General features: G+C 59.8%; 13 protein-coding genes and 1 pseudogene. 11 read left to right on the forward strand and 3 right to left on the reverse strand.

What is annotated here, in order from left to right; all coding sequences use genetic code 11:
* The first annotated feature begins 91 nt into the window (after nt 1-91).
* From ppsA to IGS55_RS00905, 5 genes are all read left to right on the forward strand, one after another.
* Complete coding sequence (gene ppsA, locus IGS55_RS00885; protein ID WP_034752367.1) at nt 92-2524, forward strand: phosphoenolpyruvate synthase; 2433 nt, start codon at nt 92-94, stop codon at nt 2522-2524.
* Between the two features lie 146 nt (nt 2525-2670).
* Nucleotides 2671-3168, forward strand: a complete 498-nt coding sequence (locus tag IGS55_RS00890) for a Dps family protein (protein WP_070304020.1) — start codon at nt 2671-2673, stop codon at nt 3166-3168.
* A 176-nt stretch (nt 3169-3344) separates the two neighbouring features.
* Nucleotides 3345-3761 carry an NfeD family protein gene (locus IGS55_RS00895; protein WP_046684975.1) on the forward strand — a complete coding sequence of 139 codons (417 nt, stop codon included), beginning with the start codon at nt 3345-3347 and terminating at the stop codon, nt 3759-3761.
* A gap of 15 nt (nt 3762-3776) precedes the next feature.
* A complete protein-coding gene (locus tag IGS55_RS00900) occupies nt 3777-4721 on the forward strand; it encodes an SPFH domain-containing protein (RefSeq protein WP_034752220.1) in 945 nt (314 codons plus the stop codon).
* A 546-nt stretch (nt 4722-5267) separates the two neighbouring features.
* Entirely contained in the window at nt 5268-5576 is a 309-nt protein-coding gene (locus IGS55_RS00905; RefSeq protein WP_010397665.1) for an H-NS histone family protein, read from the forward strand.
* Between the two features lie 306 nt (nt 5577-5882).
* Here IGS55_RS00905 and smpB read toward each other — a convergent pair whose 3' ends face one another.
* Nucleotides 5883-6332, reverse strand: coding sequence for an SsrA-binding protein SmpB (smpB, locus tag IGS55_RS00910; protein WP_034752217.1), 450 nt, complete (start codon nt 6330-6332; stop codon nt 5883-5885).
* 93 nt (nt 6333-6425) lie between these two features.
* Here smpB and IGS55_RS00915 point away from each other — a divergent pair, with 93 nt between their 5' ends.
* The 4 genes from IGS55_RS00915 to guaA all read left to right on the forward strand — a co-directional run bounded on the left by IGS55_RS00915 (nt 6426) and on the right by guaA (nt 10419).
* Complete coding sequence (locus IGS55_RS00915; RefSeq protein ID WP_034752216.1) at nt 6426-6857, forward strand: type II toxin-antitoxin system RatA family toxin; 432 nt, start codon at nt 6426-6428, stop codon at nt 6855-6857.
* Nucleotides 6850-7146, forward strand: a complete 297-nt coding sequence (locus tag IGS55_RS00920; protein WP_230516586.1) for an RnfH family protein — start codon at nt 6850-6852, stop codon at nt 7144-7146. Before IGS55_RS00915 ends, IGS55_RS00920 begins: the two co-directional genes overlap by 8 nt.
* 135 nt (nt 7147-7281) lie before the next feature.
* Nucleotides 7282-8742 (forward strand): IMP dehydrogenase, encoded by a 1461-nt coding sequence (gene guaB / locus IGS55_RS00925; protein WP_034752206.1) that lies wholly within the window; start codon nt 7282-7284, stop codon nt 8740-8742.
* 66 nt (nt 8743-8808) lie between these two features.
* Nucleotides 8809-10419, forward strand: coding sequence for a glutamine-hydrolyzing GMP synthase (gene guaA, locus IGS55_RS00930; protein ID WP_034752205.1), 1611 nt, complete (start codon nt 8809-8811; stop codon nt 10417-10419).
* A 285-nt stretch (nt 10420-10704) separates the two neighbouring features.
* On the opposite strand, the gene IGS55_RS00935 is transcribed toward guaA, so the two are convergent.
* On the reverse strand, nt 10705-11151 hold the full coding sequence (locus tag IGS55_RS00935) for a helix-turn-helix domain-containing protein (protein WP_230516585.1): 447 nt from the start codon (nt 11149-11151) through the stop codon (nt 10705-10707).
* 323 nt (nt 11152-11474) lie between these two features.
* Nucleotides 11475-12077 (reverse strand): DUF4291 domain-containing protein, encoded by a 603-nt coding sequence (locus IGS55_RS00940; protein ID WP_230516584.1) that lies wholly within the window; start codon nt 12075-12077, stop codon nt 11475-11477.
* A gap of 467 nt (nt 12078-12544) precedes the next feature.
* Between IGS55_RS00940 and IGS55_RS00945 the strand changes: the two genes are divergently transcribed.
* Both IGS55_RS00945 and IGS55_RS28000 read left to right on the forward strand, forming a co-directional pair.
* Nucleotides 12545-14317: a ShlB/FhaC/HecB family hemolysin secretion/activation protein gene (locus tag IGS55_RS00945; protein WP_230516583.1), complete on the forward strand. Its 1773-nt coding sequence runs from the start codon at nt 12545-12547 to the stop codon at nt 14315-14317.
* A gap of 83 nt (nt 14318-14400) precedes the next feature.
* Nucleotides 14401-16038 (forward strand): annotated as a pseudogene (locus IGS55_RS28000) (two-partner secretion domain-containing protein); the annotation flags it as partial.
* Nucleotides 16039-16142: the final 104 nt, after the last annotated feature.

A 16142-nucleotide genomic window follows, 5' to 3' on the forward strand; every position in this document is an offset into this window, starting at 1 on the left:
CGGTATGATTGTGCTGCACGACGCCAAGAATAACAAGAAGACTGTCTGTGCGCCGCGCGTAAAGATTTCTATCATCAGTAAGGGTGTCATTATGACCAACGCAGTATCGCAACAGCAGGAAGACAAGGACGCGGTGTATGTTGCCTCGTTCGAGCATTTGCGCATGACGGATGTCGAATCCGTCGGCGGCAAGAACGCCTCCCTGGGCGAAATGATCAGCCAGCTGGCGGAAGCCGGCGTGCGCGTGCCCGGTGGCTTTGCCACCACGGCGCAGGCATTCCGTGATTTCCTGTCGTATAGCGCCAATGGCGGCTTGCCGCTGGCCGAACGCATCGCCCAGCGCCTCGAAGGGCTGAACATCGATGACGTGCGCTCGCTGGCGCAAGCCGGTGCCGAGATCCGTCAATGGATCGTGGAAACGCCATTCCAGCCACGCCTGGCCGCCGAAATCGACCAGTTCTACGCCAAGCTGGTGGCCGATTCCGACACGGAAATGTCGTTTGCCGTGCGTTCCTCCGCCACGGCGGAAGACTTGCCCGACGCGTCTTTTGCTGGTCAGCAAGAAACCTTCCTGAACGTGGTCGGCATCGACAACGTGCTCGAGGCCATGAAACAGGTGTTCGCCTCGCTGTACAACGACCGCGCCATCTCGTACCGCGTACATAAAGGCTTTACGCACGCGGAAGTGGCCTTGTCGGCCGGCGTGCAGCGCATGGTGCGTTCCGACCTGGGCGCGGCTGGCGTGATGTTCACCATCGATACGGAATCGGGCTTCAAGGACGTGGTCTTCGTCACCTCCAGCTATGGCCTCGGTGAAACCGTGGTGCAGGGCGCCGTCAACCCCGACGAGTTCTATGTGCACAAGCCGATGCTGGAAAAAGGCAAGTCGCCTGTGATCCGCCGCAATATCGGCTCGAAGCTGCTGAAGATGGAATTTACGAACGAAGCGAAAGCTGGCCGTTCCGTGAAAACCGTCGACGTGCCCGTCGAAATGCGCAACCGCTACTCGCTGAACGACAGCGAAGTGGTGGAGCTGGCGAAGTACGCCGTCATCATCGAGAACCACTATGGCCGTCCGATGGACATCGAGTGGGGCAAGGATGGCCGCGACGGCAAGCTGTACATCCTGCAAGCGCGTCCCGAGACCGTCAAGTCGCAGCAAAAGGCGACCGACGTGCAAGAGCGCTTCAAGCTGAAAAGCACGGGTACCGTGCTGACGTCCGGCCGCGCCATCGGCCAGAAGATCGGCGCCGGCCCCGTGCGCGTGATTCACGACCCGGCCGACATGGAGCGCGTGCAGCCAGGCGACGTGCTCGTTGCCGACATGACGGACCCGAACTGGGAGCCGGTCATGAAGCGCGCATCGGCCATCGTCACCAACCGCGGCGGTCGTACTTGCCACGCTGCAATTATCGCCCGCGAACTCGGCGTGCCGGCCGTCGTCGGCTGCGGCGACGCGACCGACGTGCTGAAAGACGGCACGTTCGTCACCGTCGTGTGCTCCGAAGGCGACGAAGGCAAGATCTACGATGGCTTGCTGGAAACGGAAGTGTCGGAAGTGTCGCGCGGCGAATTGCCGAAGCTCGACACCAAGATCATGCTCAACGTGGGCAATCCGCAACTGGCGTTCGACTTCCAGTCCGTGCCGAATGCCGGCGTGGGCCTGGCGCGCCTGGAATTCATCATCAATAACAATATTGGTGTGCATCCGCGCGCGATCCTCGAGTACCCGAACATCGATGCCGACCTGAAAAAGGCCGTGGAATCGGTGGCGCGCGGCCACGCTTCGCCGAAAGCGTTCTACATCGACAAGCTGGCCGAAGGCATCGCCACGATCGCCGCCGCATTCTGGCCGAAAAAAGTCATCGTGCGCCTGTCCGACTTCAAGTCGAACGAGTACAAGAAGCTGATCGGCGGTTCGCGCTACGAGCCGGACGAGGAAAACCCGATGCTGGGCTTCCGCGGCGCGGCGCGCTACCTGTCGGCCGACTTCTCCGAAGCGTTCAACATGGAATGCGAAGCGATGAAGCGCGTGCGTAACGACATGGGCCTGACGAACGTGGAAATCATGGTGCCATTCGTGCGTACGCTGGGCCAGGCCGAGAAAGTCATCGACCTGCTGGCAAAGAATGGCCTGAAGCGCGGCGAGAACGACCTGCGCGTCATCATGATGTGCGAAGTGCCGTCGAACGCCATCCTGGCCGACCAGTTCCTCGACCATTTCGACGGCTTCTCGATCGGTTCGAACGACCTGACCCAGCTGACCCTGGGCCTGGACCGCGATTCCGGCATGGAATTGCTGGCCGCCGATTTCGACGAGCGCGATCCTGCCGTGAAAGCCCTGCTGGCCCTGGCCATCAAGGCTTGCCTGGCACGCGGCAAGTACATCGGTATTTGCGGCCAGGGTCCTTCGGACCACCCGGACTTCGCCGTCTGGCTGATGGAGCAGGGCATCGAATCGATGTCCCTGAATCCCGACTCGGTGATCGACACCTGGCAAAAGCTCGCTGCGCTGAAAGCGTAAGCATCTTTATCGCCGTCTGAAAACCCGCTGCCGCTCACCCGGCAGCGGGTTTTTTTATGCTTGGCATGCGGCGCACGGCAGTATCCGATGGGCTTGCTCCAGATCAGCTAAAATGATTCCACCAATACATTGAAACGGGAGTTCACATGGCAAGCAAGAAACCGAGCAAAGTTGCAAAGATCGACATCGGCATTTCCGAGGCGGACCGCGCGAAGATTGCGGAAGGCCTGTCCGGCCTGCTGGCCGACAGCTACACCTTGTACCTGATGACCCATAATTTTCACTGGAACGTCAAGGGACCGATGTTCAACACCCTGCACCTGATGTTCATGACGCAATACACGGAACAGTGGGCCGCGCTGGACCTGATCGCCGAGCGCATCCGCGCCCTCGGCTACCCGGCGCCGGGCACCTACAAGGAATTCGTCAAGCTGGCCTCGATCAAGGAAATCGACGGCGTGCCGCCGGCGCTGGACATGGTCAGCCACCTGGTGGCGGCACAGGAAGCGACCGCACGCACGGCGCGCCGCCTGTTCCCGCTGCTGGAAAAAGCCAATGACCAGCCGACGGCCGACCTGATTACGCAGCGCCTCGATTTGCATGAGAAGACGGCGTGGATGCTGCGCAGCCTGCTCGAGGAATAAATCCCCTATGGCGGCGCTAATTCGCCCCTGGCTATTGACGCCATCCGGAATTGCGTTAGACTGCTTGTATATAGGTGTTAGGCAAGAATAATATCAGGCAGTACAGCGCATTAAACCCCGTCGCTTATATAGGCTGCGGGGTTTTTTATTTTTGGATTCACAAGGATGGAGGCATCATGGCTGAATGGGTAGGCTGGTTTGTAGCGGCTGGCGCGGTATTGATTCTGGAGCTGTTTACAGGCACGTTTTATCTGCTGATGATCGCCATCGGCGTCAGTGCCGGAGGATTGGTGGCGCTGGCGGGCGGAAATGGCGGCTGGCAGGCCCTGACGGCCGCCATTGTCGGCGTGGCGGCCACCCTGTTATTGCGGCGCAGCCGTTTTGGCAAGGCGGCGCGGCGCGATGCGGCGCAGGATCCGAATGTGAATCTCGATATCGGCCAAAGCGTGGCGGTCGCGCATTGGGTCGATGGCGCGGCGCGCGTCATGTATCGCGGCGCCTTGTGGGATGTGGAACTGATTCCCGGCAGCGATACGCAGGCCGGTCATTACACCATACGTGCCGTGCGTGGCAGCCGTTTGATAGTTGGATAACCTGGAGAATAGATTATGGAAGTAAGCATCGGAAGCGTGTCGCTGATCTTGTTATTGCTGGCGTTGGTATTTGTCTTCAAGACGGTCAATGTCGTGCCGCAGCAGCATGCCTGGGTGGTGGAACGCCTGGGCAAGTTCCATGCGGTATTGGGTCCTGGCCTGAATATTGTCGTGCCTTTTGTTGACCGTATCGCTTACAAGCATGTGCTCAAGGAAATTCCGCTCGACGTGCCGCCGCAGGTATGCATCACGCGCGACAATACGCAATTGCAGGTCGATGGCATTCTGTATTTCCAGATAACCGATGCCATGCGTGCTTCGTATGGTTCGTCGAATTATATTGCGGCCATTACGCAATTGGCGCAAACGACCTTGCGCTCGGTGATCGGTAAAATGGAGCTCGACAAGACATTTGAAGAACGCGACCATATCAATACGGCCATCGTGAATGCCATCGATGAATCGGCGGCGAATTGGGGCGTCAAGGTATTACGCTATGAAATCAAGGATTTGACGCCGCCCAAGGAAATCTTGCATGCGATGCAGGCGCAGATTACGGCCGAGCGCGAAAAGCGCGCGCTGATTGCCGCCTCGGAAGGGCGCAAGCAGGAGCAGATCAATATCGCCAGCGGCGAGCGCGAAGCGGCCATCGCCCGCTCCGAAGGCGAAAAGCAGGCATCGATCAACCGCGCCGAGGGCCAGGCCACGGCCATCGTCGCGCTGGCGCAGGCCAGCGCCGAGGCGCTGCGCCAGGTGGGGGCCGCCATCCGCGAGCCGGGCGGCGAAGATGCCGTCAATCTGAAAGTAGCCGAGCAGTATGTGGGCGCCTTCGCGCAATTGGCGAAAACGAATAACTCGATTATCGTGCCGGCCAATCTCGGTGATATGAGCGGTTTGATCGCCACGGCGATGCAGGTGGTGAAAACCCAGAAGCCGAAAGGCGGCGTGGCTATTCCCTGATTGTCTGCTGACCGGGTCAATAGCAAGTTGGTTGTCAATACTGCCCGCTGTATAGCGGGCAGTTTGCATTTGCGTCGCCCTGATTATCTGGCAGCAGCGGAGTGGGGAGTATCTGTGGTTGAGTGTGTAACGCTGAAAATATTTTCTTCATGCTATGCTATGCGCACTTTCGCGATTATGTGCTGTCGCGCGGCGCTTGGAGGTGATGCGTGATAGGCGATAGTATTGGCCCCGTGTATATTTTGAATTGCTATTTTTAATTACTATAAATTGCAATGAAACAAAAAATATTGCAAAATAAATGCGGCCGATGACGTTGTATTGAATCGGTGCCGCACAAAGCAGGGCTACTTGCGCGGACGGCCCATGTGCGATGTCCGCCCCCTTGATTGAAGACTCGCATCGCTTGAAAGCCGGGGAAGTGGGGCTTTGAGTAAAAGAATTGTAAAAAACAATCAAATCTTCAGAAAAATCACCTCAGTCGCGTTACAATTGGATAGAATTTAACTGTTCAGTTATATTTTTCAACTCACACAAGGAAATATCATGGATCTGTCCAGCTTATCCCTGTCCGAACTGCGCACCTTGCAGGACGACATCAAGAAGCAAATGAAAAAACGCGAACAGGACGATCTGTCCAAAGCGCGCGAACAAATCCTGGCGATCGCCCAGAGCGTCGGCGTTTCCGTAAAAGATCTGGTGGGCACGGGTATCCGCGCTAAAACCGGCACGGTTGCGGTACGCTATCGCAATCCGGATGATGCGACGCAACAATGGACTGGCCGTGGCCGTCAACCGAAATGGGTCAAAGAGTGGACCGATTCGGGCAAGTCGCGTGATCTGCTGAAGGTGTAATGTAATACGCCATTCATTCGGATGCTTGTCCTGTGCGGTAGGGCAGGTGTGATACAAGGCGGTATGCAAGCATCCGGAACTTTCCTCGTTTATTGTCGTTGGCCAGACAGGTCAAGCTGACGTACATTGCTTATCTCCATGGTATTTTCTCCAATACCAGTCTATTCCCGCCTTATCTCTTTTCTTCTTTGTTTTATTCCATCGCGCCGAGTTTTTTTCCGCTTGCCGCAGGCAATCGGCAAAATAAAACCCGGCATATAGCCGGGCTTGTTGGTATTGGCGCAGTACGCTGCGCGCAGTGCCGGATCAGCGGCGGTGCGACTTCATTGCCGCCTGCACTTCGCGCGCGCCATCGCGGTCGCGTTCCGCCGCCCGTTTGTCGTGCTGCTTCTTGCCTTTGGCCAAGCCGATTTCGCATTTCACGCGGCCGCCCTTGTAGTGCAGGTTGAGCGGCACGAGGGTGTAGCCGGAGCGTTCCACCTTGCCGATCAGTTTATCCATTTCCGTGCGGTGCAGCAGCAGCTTGCGCGTGCGTACGGCTTCCGGATGGATATGGGTAGAGGCGGTCGGCAGGGCGCTGATATGCGCGCCGAACAGGAAGAGTTCATCGCCGCGGACGACGACGTAGGCTTCCTTGATTTGTACGCGGGCGTCGCGGATGGCTTTGACTTCCCAGCCTTCCAGCACGATGCCCGCTTCGTAGCGATCCTCGATAAAGTAGTCGTGGAAGGCTTTTCTGTTGTCTGCTATGGTCATGAGATGGTAAATGTGCGCGGGTCGGTTAAACTACTGTCTCGCGCAAGCGCGATAAAATCAAATGTATCCAACATCATAGCAAATGGTTCTTCAATGGCAGTAGTACATAAATCAGTTTTTCTCGGCTATAGCGCCGAACAAATGTTCGCGCTGGTGGCGGCGGTGGAGGATTATCCCAAATTCCTGCCCTGGTGCGGTGCGGTCGAGATTCGCGAGCGGGGCGAGAACACGGTGGTCGCCAGCGTGGGCATACATTACCACGGCGTGCGCCAAAGCTTCACCACGTCCAACGAGAACGTGCCGCCGTCATCCATCAAGATGAAGCTGGTGGACGGTCCTTTCAAGACCCTCGATGGCGTGTGGACCTTCAAGGCCCTGCGCGAAGACGCCTGCAAGATCGAACTGGACCTGCACTACGAGTTTTCCAGCCGTGTACTGGAACAGATCATCGGCCCCGTCTTCGGCATGATCGCCAACAGCATGGTCGATTCCTTCTGCAAGCGCGCGGAGACCGTGTATGGCTGACGCCAGCATCCACGTGCAAGTCTGCCATGCCTTGCCGGATAGCAGCTTCCTGCGCGCCTTGACGGTGCCTGCAGGCACCACCATCGAGCAGGCGGTGGCGCAGAGCGGCTTGCTGCAGGCCATCCCCGGCATCGACCTGGCCGTGAACATGGTCGGTATCTATGGCAAGAAGAAGCCGCTCGATACCGTCTTGCGCGAACATGACCGCGTGGAAGTGTACCGTCCCTTGCAGGCGGACCCGAAAGAAGCGCGCCGGCGCAGGGCCGGCAACAAGCCTGCCAAGGGCTGAGCGGGCAGGGCGAGGACCGCGCGACCGCTGCCTGGCGCGCGCCATTTTTGGCTATTTTCAAATATCTTTTCTATGCTGCAAGGACGGAGGGCGCTTTTTTCTGTATAATCTGCTTTTGCGCCAATAGGAAATGCTATGCGTCTACTTCAAAAAGCACTCACATTCGATGACGTGCTGCTCGTCCCAGCCTACTCCAACGTTCTGCCCGCCGATACGTCCCTCAAAACTCGCCTGACCCGCAATATCACCTTGAATATTCCCTTGCTGTCCGCAGCCATGGATACGGTGACGGAAGCCCGTCTGGCGATCGCGATGGCCCAGGAAGGCGGCATCGGCATCATCCACAAGAATTTGAATCCGAAGGACCAGGCACGTGAAGTGGCCCGCGTAAAGCGTTTCGAAGCAGGTGTGCTGCGTGATCCGATCACGATTCCGCCGGAAATGAAAATCCGCGATGTGATCGCGTTGACGGAACAATACGGCATCAGCGGTTTCCCTGTCGTCAAGGGCAAGGAAGTCGTCGGCATCATCACCAACCGCGATTTGCGTTTTGAGCAGGAACTCGACGCGGAAGCTTCCGCCAAGATGACCCCGCGCGAAAAGCTGGTGGTCGTCAAGGAAGACGCCGATACGGCCGAAGCCAAGCGCCTGATGAACAAGCACCGTCTTGAACGCGTGCTGGTCGTCAACGACGCATTCGAACTGCGCGGCCTGATCACTGTCAAGGATATCCAGAAATCGACTTCGCACCCGTTCGCATCGAAAGACAGCCAGGGCAAACTGCTGGTCGGCGCTGCCGTCGGCGTGGGCGCCAAGGATGAAGAGCGCATCGACCTGCTGGTCGCCGCCGGCGTCGACGTGCTGGTGGTCGATACGGCCCACGGCCACTCGCAAGGCATCCTCGACCGCGTACGCTGGATCAAGACCAAGTATCCGCAAGTCGAAGTGATTGGCGGCAACATCGCTACCGCCGCCGCCGCCAAGGCGCTGGTGGAATACGGCGCCGATGCGGTCAAGGTCGGCATCGGTCCTGGCTCGATCTGCACCACGCGTATCGTCGCCGGTGTGGGCGTGCCGCAAATCACGGCCATCTCGAATGTGGCCGAAGCACTGGAAGGCACGGGCGTGCCATGTATCGCCGACGGCGGTATCCGCTTCTCGGGCGACATTTCCAAAGCGCTGGCCGCTGGCGCTTCGACCGTCATGATGGGTTCCATGTTTGCCGGTACGGAAGAAGCGCCAGGCGAAGTGATCCTGTACCAGGGCCGCAGCTACAAGTCGTACCGCGGCATGGGTTCGCTGGGCGCGATGTCCGATGGTTCGGCTGACCGTTATTTCCAGGACGCCACCATGAAGGCCGACAAGTTCGTGCCTGAAGGTATCGAAGGCCGCGTCGCCTACAAGGGCAGCGTGCTGGCGATCATCTTCCAGCTGGTGGGCGGCGTGCGTCAATCGATGGGTTACTGCGGTTGCGCCACCATCGACGAACTGCGCGAAAAAGCGGAATTCGTGGAAATCACTTCGGCCGGCATGCGCGAGTCGCATGTCCATGATGTGCAGATTACCAAGGAAGCGCCGAATTACCGTTCCGAGTAAATAGCGACACACCAGACCGGCGCCTAGTGCGCCGGTTTTGTAATGACCTCAGATAAAGTCCCCATCATGCATTCTAAAATCCTCATTCTCGATTTCGGTTCCCAAGTCACCCAGTTGATCGCCCGCCGCGTGCGCGATTCCGGCGTGTTTTCCGAAGTCTTCCCGTATGACGTCAGCGACGAGTTCGTGCGCAACTATGGCGCCGCCGGCGTGATCCTGTCGGGCAGCCACAATTCCACCCTGGACGGCGACTCGCCGCGCGCGCCGCAAGCCGTGTTCGAGCTGGGCGTGCCCGTGCTGGGCATCTGCTACGGCATGCAAACCATGGCGGCCCAGCTGGGTGGCAAGGTGGAAAACGGCCTGGTACGCGAATTCGGCTACGCCGAAGTGCGCGCCCGCAGCCACACCAAGTTGCTCAACGGTATCGCCGACTTCGTTACCGACGAAGGCCACGGCATGCTGAAAGTGTGGATGAGCCATGGCGACAAGGTGCTGGAAATGCCGCCAGGCTTCAAGCTGATGGGCAACACCCCGAGCTGCCCGATCGCCGCCATGGCCGATGAAGAGCGCCAGTTCTACGGCGTGCAATTCCACCCGGAAGTGACGCACACGGTGCAGGGCAAGGCCATGCTCGGCCGTTTCGTGCATGAAATCTGCGGCTGCAAATCGGACTGGAACATGCCCGACTACATCAGCGAAGCGGTGGAAAAAATCCGCGCGCAAGTGGGCACCGACGACGTCATCCTGGGCCTGTCCGGCGGCGTCGACTCCTCCGTCGCGGCAGCCCTGATCCACCGCGCCATCGGCGACCAGCTGACCTGCGTCTTCGTCGACCACGGTCTGCTGCGCCTGGACGAAGGCAAGATGGTGATGGACATGTTCGCCAAGAACCTGGGCGTGAAAGTCATCCGCGTCGATGCGGAAGACCAGTTCATGGGCCACCTGGCCGGCGTCACCGATCCTGAGCAGAAGCGCAAGATCATCGGCCGCGAATTCGTCGAAGTGTTCCAGGTGGAATCTGGCAAGCTGGTCAACGCCAAATGGCTGGCGCAAGGAACGATTTACCCGGACGTGATCGAATCGGCCGGCAAAGGTAAAAAAGGCCAGACCATCAAGAGCCACCACAACGTGGGCGGCTTGCCGGACACCATGAAGCTGAAATTGCTCGAACCTTTGCGCGAACTGTTCAAGGACGAAGTGCGTAAACTCGGCGTGGCCTTGGGCTTGCCGCATGACATGGTCTACCGTCACCCATTCCCGGGCCCTGGCCTGGGTGTGCGCATCCTTGGCGAAGTCAAGAAAGACTACGCCGACCTGCTGCGCCGCGCCGATGCCATCTTCATCGAAGAACTGCGCAACACGCCGTATGAGCCGGTCGTGGTTCCTGGCTTCGACCAGGATAGCGTTCCGACCAACTGGTACGAAGCGACGAGCCAGGCGTTTGCCGTCTTCCTGCCAGTCAAATCGGTGGGCGTGATGGGCGATGGTCGCACCTACGAATACGTGGTGGCCCTGCGCGCCGTGCAAACGCAGGACTTCATGACGGCCCACTGGGCGCACCTGCCGCACAGCCTGCTGGGCAAGGTCTCGAACCGCATTATCAATGAAGTGCGCGGCATCAACCGCGTCGTCTACGATATTTCGGGCAAGCCGCCGGCGACCATTGAGTGGGAATGATGAGTTCGCTTTAACTGATTGATTTTAAAGTAAAAATATATGGCCATTGATCATTTCAAAAGAATGATCAATGGCCATTTTTTGATGTGCGTTCGGTTGATCGTTCGCGCCAAGTAAATACTTGCATTGACGTCCACACCGTGATTCCAGGTCAACGACTTCATCTAGCCGTCAAGTGGCTTTCTGATTTCACCGGTCAGCGCATGGATCACGCTCCGTGTATTGTCCCTCGTGCGCTGCACCACCCACCAAGCGCGAAGGTCGGTGAGCAGGGTAGTGATCCGGCTATTTCTCGCTCTTGCTTGCGGACTCGGCGCAAGCCAAGGTTTTTTTGTGCAGGGCCTCGAGGCCTCGATGCGCGAGGTTCAGCAACTCTATTTCTACGGTGCTGCCATTTTGCACGGACAGGCGCTTCACGGCAGAGGCAAGAACAGGGGGAAGTTTCAGAAAATTCAGGATTAGCGTCCCTCCGGCTCCTCCGGCTGGCACTGGTGGGTCGATTTGCGTCCCTCTGGCGATGGGCAACGTCCCATGCACCAGCCAGGCGGTGCTGACGCCAAGGGCAGCGGCAATTTTCTCCGCCGCTTCCATAGGCAGTTTGGCTTTGCCTGATTCATAGCGATACAGTTGCGTGGGATTGATGCCCGCCAGTTCGGCAAGTAGCACTTGTGACATGCGAAGATTCTCGCGGCAGCTTTTGAGGCGCTCAGAAACATGGGTGTTGCCAGACATACATATTGCCTTTCAAAATACATCGTTCGTGAATGACCGGCTGTGACGGGGCTGTCTCCACAATGACGGAAGGAACGAGAGCATCTTGCCAGCCACAGCCTGGTCAACAGAAATGATTTTACCGCCCGGGAGCGGCAAGGCGGCATCCCTTGTTTCATATTCCTTCCGGTCGGCCTGGCCAATGTCGAGATCGTGTACGAGTGCCGGAGCTGACCCTGCCCGCGCAGGGGAGGGCGTTGGGCGCAGTTGAGCTTGCCAATAGGTGGCCTGCGTTGCATGAGCTTCCTTGTTTAACCTCGCTCTCAGGACCTGGATGTCAGCGCTCAGGATGGATGAAATACTGACGAATACGGCTTTTCTTGCGGGAGCATGGGCTTTGCTTCTTCAAATTTCTCTTGGGTGAGCAACGCATGGATTGCATGGGCCAGCGGCGTCACATCCACCACCCTGGTTATCCATTGATTTACGTAAAGTTCTACCGCCTTTTTGCTGAGGCCGATCTGAATGGCTCTGTGAGCTTGCGGCCGCAACAGCAGATCCCGCTCTGGGTCCCATTGGATGCGCACAGGCGATGCCGCTTTCTTCGCCAACCATTCGTCCTTGCTCATGGATGCATCCGCGTGGCTCAGGCAACCGTGCTCCAGTGCCCATTCAAATCCCGCTCTGCTGATATCGATCGCCAGTATGCGTTGCTGACCAGCGTCTTTGAATCCCCAGCCCGCGCGATACATCATCCATAAGAAAGACGGTTTAATCCAGGTCATGCGTTCCATTTTGAATGGGGGCGAAGTAAATGTGCCATTCGTTAATGCTCCATCCGCGATCGCATCCGGATAGGCTTGATAGACACGGATGGTCGATTCATCGTAGGTGGCCCTGATCTGACGTTCAGGGAAGGCTGATGTTGGGTGCTGATCATCTTGCATTGTTACCTTGATTGAAGCCTGAGAGAATCCCTGCGAGTTTGAACATGATGCTGACCGTGCCACCCGACTCCTGTGCGTGGCCTAAGCAATCCTTCTGCCAGCCATCCGTCGCCGGTTGATAGGCCATGCCGGTGGACCCACCAGGAGGGCGGTAAGGTGGATGGCCTGACTGGCGAAAGTGGGGCGTGGTCAGCTTCGTAAATCTTACACGACCTTGGCCTTGTCCCGCTGCATGCGCAGGGTGCGTAGCTTGCCGATCAAGACGGTGGGAAGGCTGGGGCATTCTGACGCGATCTTAGTGAATACGGTACGCATCACCATCGCCTGTCCACCTGTTTTACTAGTGGTAATTGGATAGTTGAAAGGCAGTTACCAAAGAAGTAAAGTTCTCAAGAAATAAATAAAGTTGCCCGATAGAAATAATTAATTTATAATTTCCTTATGTAAATAATTATTTAAGGCAACATATGCACCTGCGCTTGACGCCATGGTGCGGTGTATTTTTGTTCAGCGGCACCTTGTGTGCCGCCGTGTCCGCGCAGACCCGTCCCGAAATCGCGCCGCCCCTTTCCAATCCGCCTGGCACGAGCCAGCGCGACGATGCCAGCCAAGAATTAATCCGCCAGCAAGAACGTGAGCGCCTCCTGCGCCAGCAGCAGGAGCGCGCTCCCGACGTGCGCCTGCTCGAGACGCCGGCGGCCGTGTCCGCCAACCGCTTGCCGGCAGGCGAGTCGCCGTGTTTTACGATCAACCACCTGGAATTGCGGGGTGAGGATGCCGCCCGGTTCCAGTGGGCATTGGATGCCGCCAGCCGTGACGACCTGGGCGCGCCGGATTCTGCGCTGGGGCGCTGCCTGGGCACGCAGGCCATCAACGTGCTGATGGGCCGCATGCAGAACGCCGTGATCGCGCGCGGCTACGTCACCACGCGCGTGCTGGCCGAGCCGCAGGATTTGAGCAAGGGGACGCTGGCCTTGAGCGTGATACCGGGGCGTATCCGCCAGATCGGTTTCGCGCCCGGCACCAATCCCCGCGGTACCTGGTGGAATGCCGTGCCGGCGCGGCCGGGCGACTTGCTCAATGTGCGCGATACGGAGCAGGCGCTGGAGAATTTCAAGCGCGTGCCGACGGCCGAGGCCGATATCCAGATCATGCCGGCCGAAGGCGGCAACGCCAAGCCGGGCGAGAGCGACCTGCAGATCCAGTGGAAGCAGGGCCTGCCGTTTCGGCTGGCGCTGGGCCTCGACGATGGCGGCTCGCGTTCGACAGGCAAGCTGCAGGGCAGCGTGACCTTGTCGTACGACCACTGGCTGACCCTGAATGACCTGTTTTACCTGAGCCTGAACCAGAACGTCGACGGCGACCGCAACGGCCCGCGCGGCACGGGCGGCATGGTGGCCCACTATTCGATTCCCTACGCCTACTGGCTGCTGGCCTTCACGGTGAGCGACAGCCATTACCACCAGTCCGTGGCCGGCATCAGCCAGGACTACAACTATAGCGGCGCCAGCCAAAACAAGGAAGTGAAACTGTCGCGCCTGGTGTACCGCGACGCGTCGCGCAAGACGACGCTGTCCCTGCGCGGCTGGCAGCGCGCCGCGCAAAATTTCATCGACGACACGGAAGTGGAAGTGCAGCGCCGCCGCATGGCGGGCTGGGAGCTGGGTCTCGGCCACCGCGAATTCCTGGGCCAGGCGACGCTGGACCTGAACCTGCAATACCGGCGCGGCACGGGCGCGATGCATGCGATGGCGGCGCCCGAGGAAGCGTTTGGCGAGGGTACGTCGCGTTTCAAACTGATCCTGGCCGACGCGGCCCTGTCGGCGCCGTTCAAGCTGGCCGGCCAGCCGCTGCGCTACGCGGGCAGCTGGCGCATGCAGCACAACCGCACGCCGCTGGTGCCGCAGGACCGCCTCGCCATCGGCGGGCGCTACACGGTGCGCGGCTACGACGGCGAAAGCAGCCTGTCGGCCGAACGCGGCTGGCTGCTGCGCAACGAAGTCGGCGTGCCGCTCGGCGGCAGCGGCCAGGAAGCGTATGCGGGCCTCGACCACGGCGAAGTGGCCGGACCGTCCGCCGCCTGGCTGATCGCGCGCAACCTGACGGGCGCCTTCGTCGGCTTGCGCGGGCAGTGGCTGGGCGTGCAGTACGACGCCTTTGTCGGCTGGCCCGTGCGCAAACCCGAGCTGTTCCGTACGGCCAGCCATACGGCCGGCTTCAGCCTGAACGCCAGCTATTAAAAATTAACGATGTGAGACGCCGCCATCCGCCAGCCGTTCTCTTCTCCCTCTATTGCATTAATTGATTGTCATTAGGACATGTCATGAACAAGAACCTGTACCGCATCATCTTCAATAAACGCCGTGGCCAACTGATGGTCGTCGCTGAAAACGCTTCCTCGCAAGGCAAGGCAGCCAAAGGGGAAGGCGGCCTGGACAGCGGCGTATTTGAGGGTGATGGCGGTGGCGGGATCAATGGCAAGTTGCGGCCGCTGGCCTTGGCCATATTCGGCGCGCTGGGCATGGTGGCTTTTGTGTCCGGTCCGGCCATGGGGCAGATCGTGGCCGATCCGAACGCGCCGGGCAGGCAGCGTCCGACCGTGGTGCAAAGCGCCAATGGCGTGACGCAAGTCAATATCCAGACGCCGAGCGCGGCGGGCGTATCGCGCAATACCTACAGCCAGTTCGACGTGACGGCCAATGGCGCCATCCTCAACAACAGCCGCGGCAACGTGCAGACGCAGACGGGCGGCTGGGTACAAGGCAATCCGTGGCTGGCGGGCGGCAGCGCGCGCGTGATCCTCAACGAAGTCAATTCTGCCAACCCGAGCCAGCTGCGCGGCTATGTCGAGGTGGCGGGCCAACGGGCCGAGGTCGTCATCGCCAACCCGGCCGGCGTGGCCGTCGACGGCGGCGGTTTTATTAACGCCAGCCGGGTGGTGTTGACGACGGGCACGCCTATCCTCAACGGCGGCAACCTGGACGGCTATATGGTGCAGCGCGGCATGGTCAGCATCAATGGAAGGGGACTGGATACCTCGCTGAGCGACTACACGGCCATCCTGGCGCGCGCCGCGCAGATCAACGGCGGCATCTGGGCGCAGGAATTGAAAGTGGTGACGGGAACTAACCAGATCGATGCGGCGCATGGCGTGGCGGGCGGCATTGCTGGCGCGGGCCCGGCCCCGGCGTATGCGCTGGACGTGGCGCAGCTGGGCGGCATGTACGCGGGCAAGATTACCCTGATCGGCACGGAAGCGGGCCTGGGCGTGCGCAACGCGGGCGTGTTGGCGGCCACGGCCGGCAACCTGGTGCTGCAATCGAACGGCTGGCTGAGCAACAGCGGCAATATCCAGTCCGCCGGCGCGGGCAGCCAGACGAGTATTGCCGTCGCGGGCGACGTGGCCAACAGCGGCACCGTGTATGCGGGCGGCGACAGCCAGATGCAGGCGCAGGGCAATATCGCCAACAGCGGCGTGATCGGCGCGCAGAATAATGTCAGTGTGCACGCCACGGGCGCCACTGCGCGTGTCGATGCCACGGCTGGCTCGGTGCTGGCGGCCGGCCTGAATCTGGACAATACCTTGGCCGCCAGCGGCAAGCTGAACGTTTCTGCCGGCGATACCGTTGCCGTGCATGGCACGGCCGTGGCGGGCGGCGACAGCAGCCTGGCGGCACGCCAGCTGGATATTGCTGGGGCGCAAGTGTCGGGCGGAAACGTCAGCCTGGGTGCCAGTGCCGGCGATCTCGACGCCAGCCGGGCACAGGTCAGTGCGCGCGAACGCCTGCAGCTGGACGCGGCGCGGACCGTGCGCAGCGATGCGGCGCAACTGACGGGACAGCAACTGGGCGTGCAGGCGCATGACCTGTCGAACGTGGGCGGCCAGATCATGCAACTGGGCGCCGGCGACCTGGCGATTCAATTGCCGGGTAGCCTGGACAATACGCGCGGCGTCATCGCCACGAACAGCCAGGCCTTGCGCCTGCAAGCCGCCAGCCTGAGCAACCAGGACGGAACCATCCAGCATGCGGGCACGGGCGCGCTGCAGATCGGCGCGGCGCACAT

Source organism: Janthinobacterium sp. EB271-G4-3-2, from assembly GCF_020858035.1.
GTDB classification, from domain to species: Bacteria; Pseudomonadota; Gammaproteobacteria; order Burkholderiales; family Burkholderiaceae_D; genus Janthinobacterium; species Janthinobacterium aestuarii.